Below are 16,970 nucleotides of genomic sequence, written 5' to 3'. Positions count from 1 at the left end.
ATGGGGCTTCGCCCCTTTCCCCGTTGGCCTCGCCGGCCGGGCGTCAGGGGGCTCTGCCCCCCGACAGCCCCCCGCTACAGGGGGCTCCGCCCCCTCTAGGAGACCCCCGCCCCGTGGCGCCCTGGTTGCTCATATCGCGCCTGTTGGCGATGGGTTGGGGCCACTGGGGCAGAAGGGAAGACGGGCGGGGCCTGGCCGGGCGGCGGGTTCCGTTCGGCGGTCGGGGCCCGCCGCCCGGTGTGCCGTGTGTGCCCGGCCCCCCTCGGGCCCGGCGCACACGGGGGCCCTGCCGGGCCGCGCAGGGCTGCGGCCCGGCAGGGGGCTGGTGGGCAGGGGGTGTTCACCCCGCGCCCAGTTCCTTGATGCGGACGTTGCGGAAGGCGACCTCGTCGCCGTCCCCGTGGTTCTGGAGGCCGATGTGGCCGTCGGTGAGGCTGCGGGCAGGGTCGGTGTTGGTGAAGTCGTTGATGAGAGTGCCGTTGAGGTAGACGCGGAGCCGCTCGCCCTCCACGCGGAGTTCGTAGGTGTTCCACTCGCCCGGCGGGTTGAGTGCGGCGTCGCGGGCGGCGAGGTCGGCGGACTGGAAGCCGTAGACGGAGCCGGTGGTCTTCTCGTCGACGTCGGTGGCGTCGATCTGGACCTCGTAGCCGTTGTCCACGGCCGAGTTGGGATCGTCGGAGGGTGGGAAGCCCAGGAAGATGCCGGAGTTGTCGTCGCCCGTCATCTTCCAGTCGGCCTTGAGCGAGTAGGAGCCGAACGTTCTCTGGGAGTACCACAGCAGGCCCATCCCGCCGCGGCTGGTGAGGGTGCCGTCCTCGCTCTCCTCGAAGCCGCCGGGTCCTGCCTGGCTCCAGCCGTCGAGGCCGTGGCCGTCGTAGAGGGGGGTGTAGCCGTTCTCCGGGCGGCAGTCGGCCTGTTGGAGGCCGGCCGCGTAGCGGATGCCGCCGAGGAGGTGGCGGCGGAAGGCGTCGTCGGTGAACGACTCCTTGGTGTGGCCGCCGCCGGTGTAGAAGGCGCGGCCTCCCTCGTAGCGCTTGCACCAGGCGATGGGGTGGTCCTCGCCCATGTTCCCGCCGGTGTAGGAGCCCTCGTCGAGGGTGGCGAGGACGCGGGCGTCCTGGCGTGGGCTGGAGCGGTAGTTGTACCACTCGTCGGTGCGCTGCCACTCGGTGGGGAGGTGGCCGGTGGCCGGGTGGGCACGGTCCTCGACGTGGACGGTGGCGGACTGGATCGCGGGGTGCGAGTCGAACCAGGCGCCGGCGAGCCCCTCGTACCAGGGCCAGTCGTACTCGGTGTCGGCGGCGGCGTGCACCCCGGCATAGCCGCCGCCGTCGGCGATGTACCCCTCGAAGGCGGCCTGTTGGGTGTCGTCGAGCACGTCGCCGGTGGTGGAGAGGAAGACGACGGCGTCGTAGCCCGCGAGGTTCTGCGGGGTGAAGGCCGTGGCGTCCTCCGTGGCGTCCACGGTGAAGCCGTGCTCGCTGCCGAGTTGCCGGACGGCGGCGATGCCGTCGGGGATGGAGTCGTGGCGGAAGCCGGCCGTCTTGGAGAAGACGAGGACCTTGGCGTCCTCGGGGTCGTCCTGCGGGGGCTCCGCCGCCTGGCTGGGCAGGGCGAAGCTGCCCAGCAGGAGGGCCGCGGCGGTCACGGCCAGGCGGGTTCTCATCGTGGCGCGCCTCCTCATGCCGTGGTGACGGTGAAGCTGTCGAGGTCGAACAGGGCTCCGTCGCCGCCGGTGAAGGTGAGGTAGAGGGCGGAGGCGTCGGCGGGTCCGGCCTCCAGGTCGGTGCTCACCTCGGCCCAGTCGTCGCCGGGGGTGACCTGCGCGGTGCCGAGCACGGGACCGTCGGGGGCGCCGGCGCGGATCTCGACGGCGCCTTCGGCCGCTGCCTTGACCCGGGCGGTGGCCTTGGTCAGCCCGCTGGAGACGTAGGGCTCGAAGGCGATCCACTGGCCGTTCTGCGCGCCGGTGACGGCCTTGCCTCCCTCGGCTCCGGCGACGTCGCCGGTGGTGACGCCGTCGGCGGAGGTGGTGAAGTGCTCGGCCTGGCGGTGCCTGGGCTGGAGGATGCTCTCGTCCTTGCCGGTGAGCGGGGGCTGGCCGGCGGCGCCGCCGTCGGTGTAGGTGGCGTCGAAGACGCCGAAGATGTCGGCGTTGGGGTCGTGTTCACCGTCGGCCTGGGTCTTGATGGTGCCTTCGCAGCCCTTGGCGGAGGTCATGGGGTGGCCGTGGCTGTCGTGTCCGAGGATGTAGGTCACCTCGACCTTGGAGCAGTCGATCTGCGGGTCCTCGGGGTCGGTCACCTGCACCTCGAAGGGCACCTCGTCGCCGAACGTGAAGGGCTGTCCGTCGGCGGGCAGCTTGAGTTCGACGGTGGGTGCGGTGTTGCCGACGGTGAGGTGCACGCTGGCGGTGCCGGTGCGGCCGCCGGGGTCCTCGGCGGTGAGGGTGGCGGTGTAGGTGCCGTTCTCCTCGTAGGTGTGGGTGGGGTCGGCCTCGTCGGAGGTGGCGCCGTCGCCGAAGTCCCAGGTGAGCTTCAGTTCGTCGCCGTCGGCGTCGGTGGTGCCCTCCGAGGAGAACGCGACCTCCAGCGGGGCCTGGCCGCTGGTGGTGTCGCTCTTGGCCTGGGCGACGGGGCTGTGTCCGTCGGTGGCGTTCTCGATGCGGTAGAGCGCGGAGTTCTCGTCGCCCGCGAAGTAGCCGGTGCCGTAGTCGAGGACGTACAGAGCGCCGTCCGGGCCGAAGTCCATGTCCATGACCTGGGTGCCGGACCACGGGAAGTCGTTGATCTTCTCGACGGAGCCGTCCGCCGTCTGCTCGATCCGCTTGATCCACTTGCGCCCGAACTCGCCGGCGAAGAAGTCGCCGTCGTAGCTCTCGGGGAACTTCACATCGGAGTCGAGGTTCTCGTCGTAGCGGTAGACGGGCCCGCCCATGGGGGATTCGGAGCCGTCACCGAACTCGGGGACGGAGGCGCCGTCGTAGGGGATCCAGGCGGCCTGTGCGGGCGGCAGGTCGGTGAGGCCGGTGTTGTGCCGCGAGGTGTTCTTCGGCGCGGCGCAGTCGAAGCTCTCGCCGGGGGTGCCGGTGGCGAAGTCGTAGTCGGTGTAGGCGTCGTTGTCGCCGGTGCAGTAGGGCCAGCCGAAGTTCCCGGCCTCGGTGACGCGGTTGAACTCGACCTGCCCGGCGGGGCCCCGGTCCGGGTCGGCGGCGCCGGCGTCCGGCCCGTAGTCGCCGACGTAGACGGTGTCGGTCTTCTTGTCGACGGTCATCCGGAAGGGGTTGCGGAAGCCCATGGCGTAGATCTCGGGCCGGGTCTTCTCGGTGCCGGGCGCGAACAGGTTGCCCTCGGGGACGGTGTAGCCGCCGTCCTCCTGGACCTTGATGCGCAGGATCTTTCCGCGCAGGTCGTTGGTGTTGCCCGCGGAGCGCCGGGCGTCGAAGGCCGGGTTGCGGTCCGGGCGTTCGTCGATGGGCGTGAAGCCGTCCGACTGGAAGGGGTTGGAGTCGTCCCCGGTGGACAGCAGCAGGTTGCCCTTCGAGTCGAAGGCGATGTCGCCGCCGACGTGGCAGCAGGTGCCGCGGCTGGCGGGAACGTCGAGGATCTTCTTCTCGCTGCCCTCGTCGAGGGTGCCGTCCTCCTTCAGGACGAAGCGGGAGAGGCGGTTGACGCCGTCGAACTTCGCGAAGTCCTCGGCGGTTCCGGTGTCGGGTGCGTCGCCCTCGGGGGTGTCCATGGGCGGCGCGTAGTACAGGTAGACGAAGCGGTTCTGCTCGAAGCCCGGGTCGACGCCGACGCCCTGGAGGCCCTCTTCGTCATGGTTGTAGACGTCCAGTTCGCCGGCCACCTTGGTGTCCCCGTCGGCGTCGGTGAGCCGCAGGGTGCCCTCGCGGGCGGTGTGCAGGACGGAGCGGTCCGGCAGGACGGCCATCGTCATGGGCTCGCCCGTCTCGGCGACGCCCTTGGCGAGGGTGACCTGCTGGAAGTCCTCCGCCGCCGGTGCCTTCGCGGCGGGGTCGGGCCCGGCCGCCTGGGAGAGGGGGACGCCGACGGCGGTCGCGGCGCCGACGAGCAGCGCGGTCGCGAAGGCCGTCAGCCGGGAGCGCCGCTGTCTGCGCGGGCTGCGGGTCCTGCGGGATGTCCTGTGCACGCGTCTCCTCCTGGAAGGTAACGGTGGGTGACGGGTGTGTACATGGGGGTGCCGTCGTGCCGTGTGCTTCACAGGCGCGCGCCGTCGCGCCGGTCGCGGGGGTGGTCCCCGTCCGAGCCCTGTGGAGGGGGAGGCTCGGGTGCCTCGGATGCGGTCGCGCCGTCGTGCCGGTGACCGCTGTGTGGATGACGCTTCAAGGACCGTAGCCGGGTTTGTCCGGTGCGGAAACCCCTTTGACACAGGGGAAGTTGGATTTGTCCTCGGGCAGGACAAAGCGTGCCGCGGACCGGGCCCCCGGAGCGGAGGCGGGGGCCCGGCCGGGCAGGGGGCGGCCCGTGGTGGCGCGGACCGCCCGGTCCGGCCGCCGGAAGCCCGCACAGGGTGGCTCCGGCCGCCGGACACCGCGCCGCGCGGCTCCCGTCGTGCGGGACCGCGCGCGGCCTCAGTTGCCGAAGGCCGCGTCGAACGAGGCGGCCGGCGGCTCGTGGTCGAACGCCCGCAGCCTGGCCAGCGCCTCGGGGGCGCCGGTGAGCCGGTCCATCCCGGCGTCCTCCCACTCGACGGAGACGGGGCCCTCGTAGCCGATGGCGCGCAGCATCCGGAAGACGTCCTCCCAGGCGACGTCGCCGTGCCCCGCCGAGACGAAGTCCCAGCCGCGCCGCGGGTCGCCCCACGGCAGGTGCGAGCCGAGCCGCCCGTTGCGGCCGTCCAGCCGTTTACGGGCCTCCTTGCAGTCCACGTGGTAGATGCGGTCCCGGTAGTCGTAGAGGAACCCGGCCGGGTCGAGGTCCTGCCACACGAAGTGGCTGGGGTCGAAGTTCAGCCCGAAGGCGGGCCGGTGGCCGACGGCCTCCAGGGCGCGCTGCGTCGTCCAGTAGTCGTAGGCGATCTCGCTGGGGTGCACCTCGTGCGCGAAGCGGACGCCCTCCGCGTCGAAGACGTCCAGGATGGGGTTCCAGCGCTCGGCGAAGTCCTGGTAGCCGCGCTCGACCATGTCCGCGGGGGTGGGCGGGAACATCGCCACCAGGTGCCAGATGGACGAGCCGGTGAAGCCGACGACCGTCCGGACACCGAGCGCCGCGGCGGCCCGCGCCGTGTCCTTCATCTCGGCCGCCGCCCGCTGCCGGACGCCCTCGGGGTCGCCGTCGCCCCAGATGCGCGGCGCGACGATCGCGCGGTGCCGCTCGTCGATCGGGTGGTCGCACACGGCCTGGCCGGTGAGGTGGTTGGAGACGGCCCAGCACTCCAGGCCGTACTTGTGCAGCAGCTGCCGCCGCCCGTCGACGTACCCGGGTTCGTTCAGCGCCCGGTCGACCTCGAAGTGGTCGCCCCAGCAGGCCAGTTCGAGCCCGTCGTAGCCGAAGTCGGCGGCGAGCCGGCAGACCTCCTCCAGGGGCAGGTCGGCCCACTGGCCGGTGAACAGGGTGAACTTCCGTGCCACGGTGACCTCCTAGGACGTGGGTGCGGGAGCGGCGACGGGCGTGAGCACGCAGTTGCCGGCCGCGCTCTCCTCCACCGCGGCCAGTACCCGCTGCACCTGGAGCCCGTCGTCGAAGGACGGCAGCGGCTGGGTGCCGTCCGCGACGGCGTGCAGCAGATCGCGGGCCTGGTGGGTGAAGGTGTGCTCGTAGCCGAGGCCGTGGCCGGGCGGCCACCAGCCCTCCAGATAGGGGTGGTCGTGCTCGGTGGCGAGGATGCGCCGGAACCCGGCCTCGGAGCCGGGCTGGGCGTGGTCGTGGAACTCCAGCTCGTTGAGGCGCTCCAGGTCGAAGGCGAGGGTGCCGAGGGTGCCGTTGACCTCGATGCGCAGCGCGTTCTTCCGTCCGGCGGCGACCCGGGTGACCTCGAAGGAGGCCAGCGCGCCGGAGTCCAGCCGGCCGGTGAAGACGGCGGCGTCGTCCACCGTCACGGGGCCCGTGCCGCCGCCGGACAGCGGGCGTTCCCGTACGAAGGTCTCGGTCTGCGCGGAGACGGCCGTCAGCAGCGAGCCGGTGAGGTGCTGGGCGAGGTCGACGGCGTGCGCGCCCAGGTCGCCGAGCGCGCCGGAGCCGGCCAGTTCGCGGCGCAGCCGCCACTCCAGCGGGTGCTCGGGGTCGACCAGCCAGTCCTGGAGGTACTGGACCCGCACATGCCGCACCGTCCCGGCACGGCCGGCGGCGATCATGGCGCGGGCCAGCGCGAGCGCGGGCGTGCGGCGGTAGTTGAAGCCGACCATGGCGACCTGGCCGCGGGCCCGGGCGGCGTGCGCCGCCGCCGCCATCGCCTCGGCCTCGGCGACGGTGTTGGCCAGCGGCTTCTCGCACAGCACGTGCTTGCCCGCCTCCAGGGCGGCCACGGCGATCTCGGCGTGGCTGTCGCCCGGTGTGCACACGTCGACGAGGTGCACGTCGTCGCGGGCCAGCAGCGCGCGCCAGTCGGTCTCGGCGGCTGCCCAGCCCAGCCGGCCGGCCGCGGCGCGCACGGCGCCGGGGTCGCGGCCGCACACGGCGGACATCACCGGCCGCACGGGCAGGTCGAAGACGCGCCCGACGGTGCGCCAGCCCTGGGAGTGCGCCTTGCCCATGAAGGCGTAGCCGACCATGCCCACGCCCAGGCGGGCGGCGGTGGCGGGCGCGGTGCTGTCGTCGTTCGACATGGATCCTCCCTGTCGGGATCTCGCCGGGTTCCCGGGTCTTCGGGACCCCGGTGCGTGGCCGGGCGGGGCGGCAGCGTGTGCCGGTGCGCACCTGCCGGTGCGTGTGCCGGTGTGTGCGGTCCCCGCGGGCCGGGACGGTGGGGGCGGCTCGCGGCCGCCGGCCGGTGGTGACGGACGGCCGGACGGCGGCGCGGGCCCGTCAGGTGAAGCCGATGGGGAGGTACTGGTCGACGTTCTCCTTGGAGACGACGGCGGAGTACAGGGTGAGGGAGGCGGGGATCTCGAACTCGGCCATGCCGCCGATGCCCTTGCCCTGGCCGAGGGCGCGGGCCAGATCGATGGCGGAGGCGGCCATGGTCGGCGGGTAGAGCACGGTGGCCTTGACGACGCTGTCGTCCTTCTTGATGGCCTGCATGACACGCTTCGAGCCGGCGCCGCCGACCATCAGGAACTCGTCGCGTCCGGCCTGCTCGATGGCCCGCAGCGCGCCCACGCCCTGGTCGTCGTCGTGGTTCCACAGGGCGTCGAACCGCTGCTGCGCACGCAGCAGTTGGGACATCTTCGACTGGCCCGACTCGACGGTGAACTCGGCCGCCTGCCGGGCGACCTTCTCGATGTTCGGATAGCTCTTGAGCGCGTCGTCGAAGCCCTTGGTGCGCTGCCGGGTCAGCTCCAGGTTGTCCACCCCGGCCAGCTCGACGACCTTGGCCTTCTTCCTGTCCTTGAGCTGTTCGCCGATGAAGTGCCCGGCGTTGAGGCCCATCCCGTAGTTGTCGCCGCCGATCCAGCAGCGGTACGCCTTCTGCGAGGCGAAGACCCGGTCGAGATTGACGACGGGTATGCCCGCGCGCATCGCCTTGAGCCCGGCCTGGGTCAGCGCCTTGCCGTCGGCGGGCAGCACGACGAGGACATCGACCTTCTTGTTGATCAGTGTGTCGATCTGGCCGACCTGGGTGGCGTTGTCGTTGGAGCCCTCGGTGGCCTCCAGCCGCACGTCCTCGTACTTCTCGGCCCGCTTCTTCGCCTGTGTGGTGATGGCGTTCAGCCAGCCGTGGTCGGCCTGCGGCCCGGCGAAGCCGATGGTGACCTTCTTGCCGGGCTTGTCGTCGGCGACGCCCGCGGCACCGCTCTCCTCGGCCGACTCGTTGCTCTCGTTGCTGGTGCAGCCGGCGGCGAACAGGGCGGCCCCCGCCGCCGCGGTGCCGAAGAGCATGTTTCTGCGGCTCGTGGCGCCGCCCGGGGCGCGTGGCGTGGAACTCATGAGGTGACCCGACCCTTCTGGACCAGGACGGCCGCGACGATGATCGCGCCCTTGGCGATCTGCTGGACGTCCGTCTGGAGGTTGTTGAGGGCGAACAGGTTGGTGATCGTGGTGAAGACCAGGACGCCGAGGACGGAGCCGAGGATCGTGCCCCGGCCGCCGCTGAGCAGGGTGCCGCCGATGATCGCGGCGGCGATGGCGTCGAGTTCGTACAGATTGCCGTTGGTGTTCTGGCCGGAGCCGGTCAGAACGATCAGCAGGAAGGCGGCGATGCCGCAGCACAGCCCGGACAGCAGATACAGCAGCAGCCGCTGCCGCTTGACGGCGATGCCCGCCAGCCGGGACGCCTCCGGGTTGCCGCCCACCGCGACCGTCCGGCGCCCGAACGTCGTCCGGTTGAGGACGAGCCACCCGACGACGCCGACGGCGAGGAAGACCAGCACGATCGGCGGGACGCCCAGCACATAGCTGTCCTCGACACCCAGGTCCAGGACGGCGTCGACGGAGACGACCTGGGTCTTGCCGTCGCTGATCTGGAGCGCGAGCCCCCGGGCCGAGGCGAGCATGGCGAGCGTGGCGATGAACGGCACCATCGGCCCGTAGGCGACGAGCAGCCCGTTGACCAGCCCACAGCCCAGCCCGACGAGCAGTGTGCACAGCAGCATGCCGCCCAGCCCGAACTCCTGGGTGGCCACCGTCGTCGCCCACACCGAGGCGAGCGCGACGATCGCACCGACCGACAGATCGATGCCGCCGCCGATGATGACGAAGGTGACGCCGACGGTGACGACACCGATCACCGACGCCTGGGTGAGGATGAGGCGCAGATTGTCGACGTCCAGGAACTGGTCCGGCTTGGTCAGCGCGCCCACGACCACCAGGGCCACGAGCACGCCGATGAGCGAGAGATGGCGCAGGTCGAGGCGGCCGCCCGCGATCCGCGGCCGACGGCGCGGGCCCGGCCCGGGGGCGGAATCGGGGCCCGGCCCCGGTGCGGCGGCGGGCGCGGTCTGGTCCTGGGTCGGGTTCACGTCGTGTCACCTCTGGGGGTTGCGGAGACGGCCCGTGTCACGTGGGACTTCCTTCCATCACGAGGTCCAGCACTCGGTGTTCGTCCAGTTCGCGGGCGGGCGCCGTGTGCACGACACGGCCCTCGCGCAGCACCAGCACCCGGTCGGCCAGCCCCAGCACCTCCGGCAGCTCGCTGGAGACCAGCAGCACGCACACCCCCTCGTCCGCCAGCCGCCGGATGACCGCGTACAGCTCGGCCCGCGCGCCCACGTCCACCCCGCGGGTGGGCTCGTCCAGCAGCAGCACCCGGCAGCCGCGCAGCAGCCAGCGGGCCAGTACGGCCTTCTGCTGGTTGCCTCCGGAGAAGGTGCGCACGGGACGCTCCGGGTCGTCCGGGTGCAGCGCCAGATCGCGGGTGTGCCGGCGGGCGGCGCCGCCCTCCCGGGACCGGTCGAGCCAGCCGGCGCGGGAGAACCGGGGCAGCGAGGAGAGCGACACGTTGCGGGTGACGGACTCCAGCATCAGCAGCGCCTGCGACTTGCGCTCCTCCGGCGCCAGCCCGATGCCCGCCCGGACGGCGGAGGCGATGCTGCCGGGCCGCAGCGGCCTGCCGTCCACCAGCACCCGCCCCGCGGTGGGCCGCCGGGCCCCGTAGAGGGTCTCCAGGATCTCCGAGCGCCCCGAGCCGACGAGCCCGGCCAGGCCGGTGATCTCGCCCGGACGCAGCCGGAGGTCGAGCGGCTCGAACTCGCCCTCGCGCGCGAGCCCTTCGGCCGTGAGCACCGGTGCGGCCGTGGCCGGCGCCGCCGGCCGCTCCGGGAAGGCCGAGCGGCCCTCGCGCCCGGTCATCCGGGCCACGAGCTGCTCGGTCGGTGTGGTGCGGGCCGGCAGATCGCGGGCGGCGACCCGGCCGTCCTTGAGGACGGAGACACGGTCGCCGATCCGGCGGATCTCCTCCAGCCGGTGCGAGATGTAGACGACGGCGACGCCGTCAGCGGTCAGGTCCCCGACGATCCTGAACAGGTTGTCGACCTCGTCCGGGTCCAGCGCGGCGGACGGCTCGTCCATCACGATCAGCCGGACCTCGTGCGAGAGGGCGCGGGCCATGGAGACGACCTGCGCGCCGGCGGCGGACAGCCGGCCCACCGGGGTGCGCGGGTCGATCCCGCCGTGCCCGAGCCGGCCGAGGAGTTCGGCGGCCCGCTCCTGCGCCGCGCGCCGGCGCACCAGCCCACGGGTCGCCACCTCGTGCCCGAGGAAGATGTTCTCGGCCACGGACATGTGCTCGACGAGGTCCAGCTCCTGGTAGATGGTGGCGATGCCCAGCCGCATGGCCGCCACCGGCGTCGGGAGCCTCACCGGCCTGCCCTGCCAGGTGATCTCGCCGGAGTCCGGCTGGTGCGCCCCGGCCAGCACCTTGATCAGCGTGGACTTGCCGGCACCGTTCTGGCCCAACAGGCAGTGCACCTCGCCCTCTTCGACATCGAGGTCGACCCAGTCGAGCGCGCGCACCCCCGGGAAGGTCTTGGTGATCCCTGACATCGTGAGCAACACCGTGGGGCCTCCGTTCGGGACGTACGGGCAGAGCACGACGGCCCCCGCGCCGGGCCGTGCCGGGCCGCGCCGGGGTGCCGCGCCGTCGACGTGGGCGCCGACCGTGCGGGGGTGAGGTGCGCGGGTGCGCCGTGCGGGCGTGCGGACGTGCGGGCGTGGGGACGTGCGGGCGTGCCGTGGACGTGCGGGCGTGCGGTGAGGGTGCGTTGGTGCGCCGTGCCGGTGTGCGGTGCTGTGTGCGACAGGTGCCATACGGCAGGTGCCGTGCGGTAGGTGCGGTACGACAGGTGCCGTACGGCGAGTGCGGTACGGCAAGTGCCGTACGACAGGTGCGGTGGTGCGGGCGCGCCGGGCGTGGTGCGCGGCGTGCCGGACGGTGCCGCCGTCGTGGCGGCGGTCGCGCCGTTCCTCGGGGCGGTCGCGCCGTTCCTCACGGCGGTGACGCCGTTCCTCGCGGCGGTGACGCCTTCCTCTCGGCGGTCGCGCCGTTCCTCGGGGGCGGTTTCGCCCTACGCCGGGGAGAACAGGTGGTCGCTGGTGAGCCGGGCGGCGCCCGTCACCCCCGCGACCGGGCCCAACTCGCCCAGCACGATGGGAAGATTGCCGGTCGCCAGGGGAAGCGACTGGCGGTAGACCTGGGTGCGGATACTGGCGAGCAGCGTGTGCCCGAGACCGGTGACACCGCCGCCGATGACGACCAGCCCCGGGTTGAAGAAGCTGACGAGGCCCGCGATGACCTGACCGACCCGGGCGCCCCCGGCGCGGATCAGATCGAGCGAGGTGCCGTCGCCCGCCGAGGCCGCCACGGCGACATCGGCGGCGGTGAGCCGGCCCTTCGCCTCCAGCAGCCGCGCCAGCTCGGCCGAACGGCCGTCCCGTGCGGCCTCCTCGGCGTCCCGGGCCAGCGCGGCACCGCCGAAGTACGCCTCCAGGCAGCCCCGGTTGCCGCAGGCGCACTGCCTGCCGTCCGGCTCCACCTGGATGTGCCCGACGTCCCCGGCGCTGCCCGTCGTGCCCCGGTGCACCTCGCCGCCGGCGACGACGCCGCAGCCGATGCCGGTGCCGATCTTGACGCAGAAGAAGTCCCGTACGCTGCGGGCGACTCCGGCGTGCATCTCGCCGGTGGCCATGAGGTTCACATCGTTGTCGACCATCACCGGGCAGCCCAGCTCCTGACTGAGGGCCTCGCGGACGGGAAAGCCGTCCCAGCCGGGCATGATGGGCGGCGCGACCGGCACGCCCTCGGGGAACCGGACGGGCCCGGGCACCCCGATCCCCGCGCCGTCGAAGCCCTCGGCGACGCCGGAGTCGCGCAGCTTGGCCACCATCGTCAGCACCTGGTCGAAGACGGCGACCGGGCCCTCGCGCACATCGACGGCCTGATTGAGGTGGCCGAGGATCTCCAGCTCGGCGTTGGTCACCGCGACGTCGACGGAGGTGGCGCCGATGTCGACGCCGAGGAAGCGCAGTTGGGGCGCGAGCCGGATGTTGTGCGAGCGCCGGCCGCCGCGGGAGGCGGCCAGCCCGTCGGCGACGACCAGCCCCGTCTCCAGCAGCCGGTCGACCTCGACGGCCAGCTTGGAGCGGGACAGCTCGACGCGATCGCCCAGTTCGGCGCGCGAGCGCGGTCCACCGTCGCGCAGCAGGCGGAGAAGTCGCGCCTGGTGCGCGTTCGCGGGCCGTGCTGTCATGCGCCTCACCGCTGCCCCTCCAGCCGTCATCTCCGGCTTCCTGTACGGGATTTCACGGGGAACGTAGCAGCGGTGCCCGAGGTTGGGAAGAAGTTGTGCGGGAACCGGTACGACTTTTTCCCGCGAGAGGACAAAGCCGGGGTGCCCGCCCCGCTCACTCCACCGGCACCGCCAGCTCCAGCGCCGCCAACCGCGCGGGATCGGCGATCACTTCGTATCCCGCGATCCGCTCGGCGAAGGCCCCCGCGGTGCGCTCCGCGTCCCCCACGGCGTATCCCCCGGCCCCCTCCGAGCCCCGGGCGCCCCCGGTGACCCCGGTGGCCCCCGTACTGCCGGCGGTGAACGTGAAGGTCAACGCCAGGAGCAGCCGGCCGCGCGGCGCCACCACCACGCCGACGCCGCCGTCCACCAGCGCGGGCGCGGCGAACCGCGAGCGCCGCGCCAGCACGAGCGTCTCCCCCGCGACCTTCCGGGCGCCCCGCGCGCTGAGCGCCGCGCCCTCCGGCACGGCCGCCGGATCCGAGCGGCGGACCACATCGGGCGCGAGGACGGCCAGCAGCCCGTCCAGATCCCCCTCGCGCGCCGCGGCCAGGAACGCCTCCACGAGCCGCCGCTGCCCGGCCCGCTCCGGCACGGGCCCGGTACCCCGTACCCGGGCGCGCGCCCGGCTGGCCAGCTTCTTCGCCGCCGCCGGTGTCCGGTCGACGACCGGCGCGATGCCCTCGAAGGGCACCGCGAACAGATCGTGCAGCACGAACGCGACCCGCTCGGCGGGGCCCAGCCTCTCCAGCACCACCAGCAGCGCCCGGCCGACGGCCTCCACCAGCACCGCCTCGTCCTCGGGCCCCCGCCCTCCCTCCCGGCCGGGCACGCCGTCGCACCACACGTCGTCCGGCAGCGGCCCGCCGGACGGTTCCTCCGGCCGCGCCGCACGGGCCCGCAACGCGTCCAGACAGATCCGGGAGAGCACCGTGCGCAGCCACGCGGCCGGATTGGCGATCCCCGCGCCGCCGTGCCGGGCCAGTCGGAACCACGCCTCCTGCACGGCGTCCTCCGCCTCGGCGAGCGAGCCGAGCATGCCGTGCGCCAGCCGCGTCAGCTCCGCCCGCTGCGCCTCGAACCGCGCCGCCAGCTCCTCCTGCTCCGGCGTCCCCGCCCCGGCCCCGTGTGCGCCACCCATCGGTCACCTTTCCGCGCGCTGTTCCGTCGTCCTGTCCGTACGACGTATCCGAGCACGCAGAGGTGACCGCCATGCCCGTCGCACCCACGTCCCCCGCCGCTCCGTCCGCGCCCGGGAGGCCCGGACCGCTCCTGCTGCACCTGGACTCGGCGGCGGACGGCCCGGACGCCTCCGTCAGCAGGCAGCTCACGGAGCTGTTCGCCGCACGGCTGCGCGCCCGCAGGCCCGACGTCCGGTATCGGCACCGCGATCTGGCGGCCGACCCGGTGCCGCCCCTCGGCCCCGGCCTTCCCCGGCTGGGCCGCCGCCTCGAACGCACCGGGCTCGTCCCGGCGCACGAGGTCGGCGCGCACACCCGGGACGCCGAGGAGGCGCGGGAGTGGGAGCTGACCCGCCCCCTGGTCGACGAGCTGCTGGCGGCCGACCTCGTGCTGCTCGGCGTGCCCATGTACCACTTCTCCGTCCCCGCGGCCCTGAAGGCGTGGATCGACCGCGTGGGGTTCCCCGGCGTCTTCACCGACCCGGCGGGCGGCCCCGGGCTGCTGCACCGCACCCGCGCGGTCGTCGTGGCCACCCGCGGCGGCGGCTACGGCCCCGGCACCCCGAGGGAGCCCTTCGACTTCCAACTCCCCTACCTGCGCGCCCTGCTGGAGAACCTGGGCGTTCCGGCGCGGCACCTGTACACCGTCACGGCCGAGCTGACCCTCGCCGCTCTGGTCCCCCACCTGGCCCATCTGCGCGGGACCGCCGCACACTCCCTGGCCACGGCCCGCGCCCGGCTGGAGACCCTCGCCGACCGCCTCGCGCCGGGCGCGCCAGCGCCCACGCCCCACCCGGAGCGGACATCCTGATTACCCGTCACCGGCCCGGGGAACCCGGCCGCCCCGACGCAGGACCCCACCACCGGAACCCACCACCGGAACCCACGACCGGAACACGCCACCGGAACACGCCGTCAGAAGCCCCGCCGGACCCCACCGTCAGATCGCGCCACGCCTCCCGGACGCCCCATGAGCACCACAGCAGCCGCCCTCTCCCTTCTGCTCCTGGCCCTCCTCGCCGTCGCCGCGGTGTACCTCGCGCACCACCTCGTGCGGCTGCCGGGCGCCCCGTACGCCGGCCCGTTCCTCTCCGGGCTGGAGCCGGCCGAACACGCCGTCAGCCGCTACCACGTGCGCTGGTACACCGTGACGCTGCTCTTCCTGGCCTTCGACATGGAGATGGTCTTCATGTACCCGTGGACCCGCGTCGTCGCGGCCATGGGCACGCCCGCCGTGGTGGAGATGTTCGTCTTCCTCGGCATCCTGCTCGCCGGGGTCGCCCACGCCTGGCGGGAGGGCGCGCTGCGATGGACCTGACGGCCCGGCTGCTGCGGGCCGCCGCCGCCCGCCCCCGGCTGCTCGTGCTCACCACACCCGGCGGGACCCCGGTGCGGCTGGCCGTGGAACGCGAGGCCCGGCTGCGGGACTGGCCGGTGGCCGCCACCCCGGCCGACGCCGGACTCCTCGTCCTCGCCGGTCCCGGACACCCCGGCACGGCCCCCGCCGTGGAGCGCCTGTGGCGGGACATGCCCGGCCCTCGCGCCCGCCTGCACGCCCGGCACCCGGACGAGGTCGCCGCCGCGCTCGACGCCGCCCGCGCCCGGCTCGCCTCGCCGGACCTCCAGCGCGCCGACGCCGCCGCCCGGCCGGCCGCCCCTCCTCCGGACGAGCTGCCGATGGCGGAGCAGGGCCCCGACCGGGACGGCCTGTGGCTGGACCGGCTGCACGTGCCGCTCGGCCCGTTCCTCCCGGACTGGCCGGCGGGGCTGGTCCTGCGCCTGGTGCTCCAGGGCGACGTCGTCCAGCAGGCCGCGCTCGCCGGGCCGGCCCCGGTGCCCGGACCGGCGGCCGGTGCGGGCGGGCGGTTCTGGGCCGAGCCGTGGCTGCGGGCCGCCGCCGGTGAGCCGGTGACCATCGGCGAGGCCGCGCGGCGGCGGGCGGCGGCCCAGCTGGACAGCCTGGCCCGGCTGCTGGCGCTGGCCGGGCGCCCCGGGCAGGCGACCCGGGCGCGGCGACTGCGGGACGCCCTGCTCGCGCACGCGCCGGAGCCGGCCGTCCGTCCGGCGGTGGCGGCCCTCCACCGGGCGGTGTGCCGGTGGGGGACGCTGCGCCGGCTGACCCGTGGTCTGGGGGTGCTGTCCACGGCGGAGGCCGAGGCGGCCGGTGTGAGCGGTCCCGCGGCCCGCGCGGACGGCGACGTCTTCGACCGGTGCCGCGAGTGGCTGGAGTGCGTGGCGCGGGATGTGCGGCGGCTGGACGCCACCGGGCCGCTGGACCCGGCGGACCCCGTCGGCCGGGAGGGCCCGCGCGGCCGGACGACGGGCCCCCTCCCGCCCTCGGTGGCGCTGGCCGGGCTGCTGCCGCGGCTGCTGACCGGGACCGAACTGGCGGGCGCCCGCCTGATCGTGGCGAGCCTCGACCCGGACCCGGACGAACTCGCCGCCGCCGGTGCGGAGTTGGCCCATGACTGACCCCATGACCGGGCCGGTGGCCGGGCGGGCGGCGCAGCCGGTGGCGGAGGCGGGCGCGTGGTGGGCGGTTCCGGCGGCGCCGGCGCTGCTGCTGGGCCTCGCCGTGCTGACGGTGGCGGCCGGTGCGGTGCTCGACGCGCGGGACGCCGGCCGGGCGGTCACCCCGCGGACGGCGCTGCGCCCGCTGCTGGACGTGGCGCACGCGCTGGTGCGGCAGCCGCGCCGGCTGCCCGCGTCGGACCGGCTGCTGTGGCGGCTCGGGGTGGTCACGGTGCCGGTGAGCGCCGTACTGGCCGTCCTGGTGGTCCCGTTCGGCGGCCACGCGGTCGCCGATCCGTCCGTCGGACTGGTGTGGTTCAACGCCATGGAGGTGCTGACCTGGGCGGGGCTGTGGCTGGCCGGGTGGGGGCCGAACGCCGCGCTGTCGCTCGTCGGCGGGTACCGCTTCCTGGCCCAGGGGCTCGCCTACGAGCTGCCGTTGATGTTCGCGCTGATCTCCGCCGCCACCGGCGCGGGCTCGCTGCGGACGGGGGCGATCGTCGCGGCGCAGCAGGATCTGTGGTTCGCGGTGTGGATGCCGGTGGCGTTCGCCGTTCACCTCCTCGGCGTCCTCGCGTTCAGCTTCACCGGGCCGTTCGCGTACCCGACGGGCCGGGACCTCGCCGGCGGGGTGCTGGGCGAGGTCGGCGGCGCGGACCGGCTGCTGCTGCGGGCGGGGCGGCGGCTGTGGCTGGCGGCGGGCGCGGCGATGGCGGTGCCGCTCTTCCTCGGGGGCGGCGCGGGACCGGGGCTGCCGGCCTGGGCCTGGTCGCTGGTCAAGACGCTGCTGGTGCTGGCCGTCCTGGTGGCGGCGGAGCGGCGGCTGCCGGTGCTGCGGGCCGACCGGTGGGTGGAGTTCGCCTGGGTGGTGCTGCTCCCGCTGTCGGTCGTACAGGCGCTCGTGCCGGCCCTGGTGGTGCTGTGACGGTGCGCGG

At 74.1% G+C, this 16,970-nt stretch carries 13 protein-coding genes; 4 read left to right on the top strand and 9 right to left on the bottom strand.

What is annotated here, in order from left to right:
- Positions 1–340 precede the first annotated feature (340 nt).
- From SCA03_RS25715 to SCA03_RS25675, 9 genes are all read right to left on the bottom strand, one after another.
- Positions 341–1,666: a ThuA domain-containing protein gene (locus SCA03_RS25715; RefSeq protein WP_037850177.1), complete on the bottom strand. Its 1,326-nt coding sequence runs from the start codon at positions 1,664–1,666 to the stop codon at positions 341–343.
- A gap of 14 nt (positions 1,667–1,680) precedes the next feature.
- Entirely contained in the window at positions 1,681–4,152 is a 2,472-nt protein-coding gene (locus SCA03_RS25710; protein WP_230988917.1) for a PQQ-dependent sugar dehydrogenase, read from the bottom strand.
- Between the two features lie 442 nt (positions 4,153–4,594).
- Positions 4,595–5,593 (bottom strand): sugar phosphate isomerase/epimerase family protein, encoded by a 999-nt coding sequence (locus SCA03_RS25705; protein ID WP_030888463.1) that lies wholly within the window; start codon positions 5,591–5,593, stop codon positions 4,595–4,597.
- 9 nt (positions 5,594–5,602) lie between these two features.
- On the bottom strand, positions 5,603–6,787 hold the full coding sequence (locus SCA03_RS25700) for a Gfo/Idh/MocA family protein (RefSeq protein ID WP_030887496.1): 1,185 nt from the start codon (positions 6,785–6,787) through the stop codon (positions 5,603–5,605).
- A 199-nt stretch (positions 6,788–6,986) separates the two neighbouring features.
- Positions 6,987–8,048 (bottom strand): substrate-binding domain-containing protein, encoded by a 1,062-nt coding sequence (locus SCA03_RS25695; protein ID WP_030887493.1) that lies wholly within the window; start codon positions 8,046–8,048, stop codon positions 6,987–6,989.
- On the bottom strand, positions 8,045–9,079 hold the full coding sequence (locus tag SCA03_RS25690) for an ABC transporter permease (protein ID WP_030887490.1): 1,035 nt from the start codon (positions 9,077–9,079) through the stop codon (positions 8,045–8,047). The genes SCA03_RS25695 and SCA03_RS25690 overlap by 4 nt, the downstream gene beginning before the upstream one ends.
- 37 nt (positions 9,080–9,116) lie before the next feature.
- Positions 9,117–10,601 carry a sugar ABC transporter ATP-binding protein gene (locus SCA03_RS25685; protein ID WP_086817369.1) on the bottom strand — a complete coding sequence of 495 codons (1,485 nt, stop codon included), beginning with the start codon at positions 10,599–10,601 and terminating at the stop codon, positions 9,117–9,119.
- A 521-nt stretch (positions 10,602–11,122) separates the two neighbouring features.
- Entirely contained in the window at positions 11,123–12,304 is a 1,182-nt protein-coding gene (locus SCA03_RS25680) for an ROK family transcriptional regulator (protein WP_030887484.1), read from the bottom strand.
- Between the two features lie 154 nt (positions 12,305–12,458).
- Positions 12,459–13,484 (bottom strand): sigma factor, encoded by a 1,026-nt coding sequence (locus tag SCA03_RS25675; protein WP_141275686.1) that lies wholly within the window; start codon positions 13,482–13,484, stop codon positions 12,459–12,461.
- Positions 13,485–13,555: 71 nt separating this feature from the next.
- Between SCA03_RS25675 and SCA03_RS25670 the strand changes: the two genes are divergently transcribed.
- From SCA03_RS25670 to SCA03_RS25655, 4 genes are all read left to right on the top strand, one after another.
- Positions 13,556–14,335 carry an FMN-dependent NADH-azoreductase gene (locus SCA03_RS25670; protein WP_141275685.1) on the top strand — a complete coding sequence of 260 codons (780 nt, stop codon included), beginning with the start codon at positions 13,556–13,558 and terminating at the stop codon, positions 14,333–14,335.
- 159 nt (positions 14,336–14,494) lie between these two features.
- Complete coding sequence (locus SCA03_RS25665) at positions 14,495–14,842, top strand: NADH-quinone oxidoreductase subunit A (protein WP_030887475.1); 348 nt, start codon at positions 14,495–14,497, stop codon at positions 14,840–14,842.
- Entirely contained in the window at positions 14,833–15,996 is a 1,164-nt protein-coding gene (locus SCA03_RS25660; RefSeq protein ID WP_086817720.1) for a hypothetical protein, read from the top strand. Before SCA03_RS25665 ends, SCA03_RS25660 begins: the two co-directional genes overlap by 10 nt.
- Before the next feature lie 40 nt (positions 15,997–16,036).
- On the top strand, positions 16,037–16,960 hold the full coding sequence (locus tag SCA03_RS25655; RefSeq protein WP_030888445.1) for an NADH-quinone oxidoreductase subunit H: 924 nt from the start codon (positions 16,037–16,039) through the stop codon (positions 16,958–16,960).
- Positions 16,961–16,970: the final 10 nt, after the last annotated feature.

Source organism: Streptomyces cacaoi (assembly GCF_006539165.1).
GTDB classification, from domain to species: domain Bacteria; phylum Actinomycetota; class Actinomycetes; order Streptomycetales; family Streptomycetaceae; genus Streptomyces; species Streptomyces cacaoi.
The sequence above is the reverse complement of the archived record's forward strand: the minus strand, read 5'-3'. Positions and strand labels throughout refer to the sequence as shown.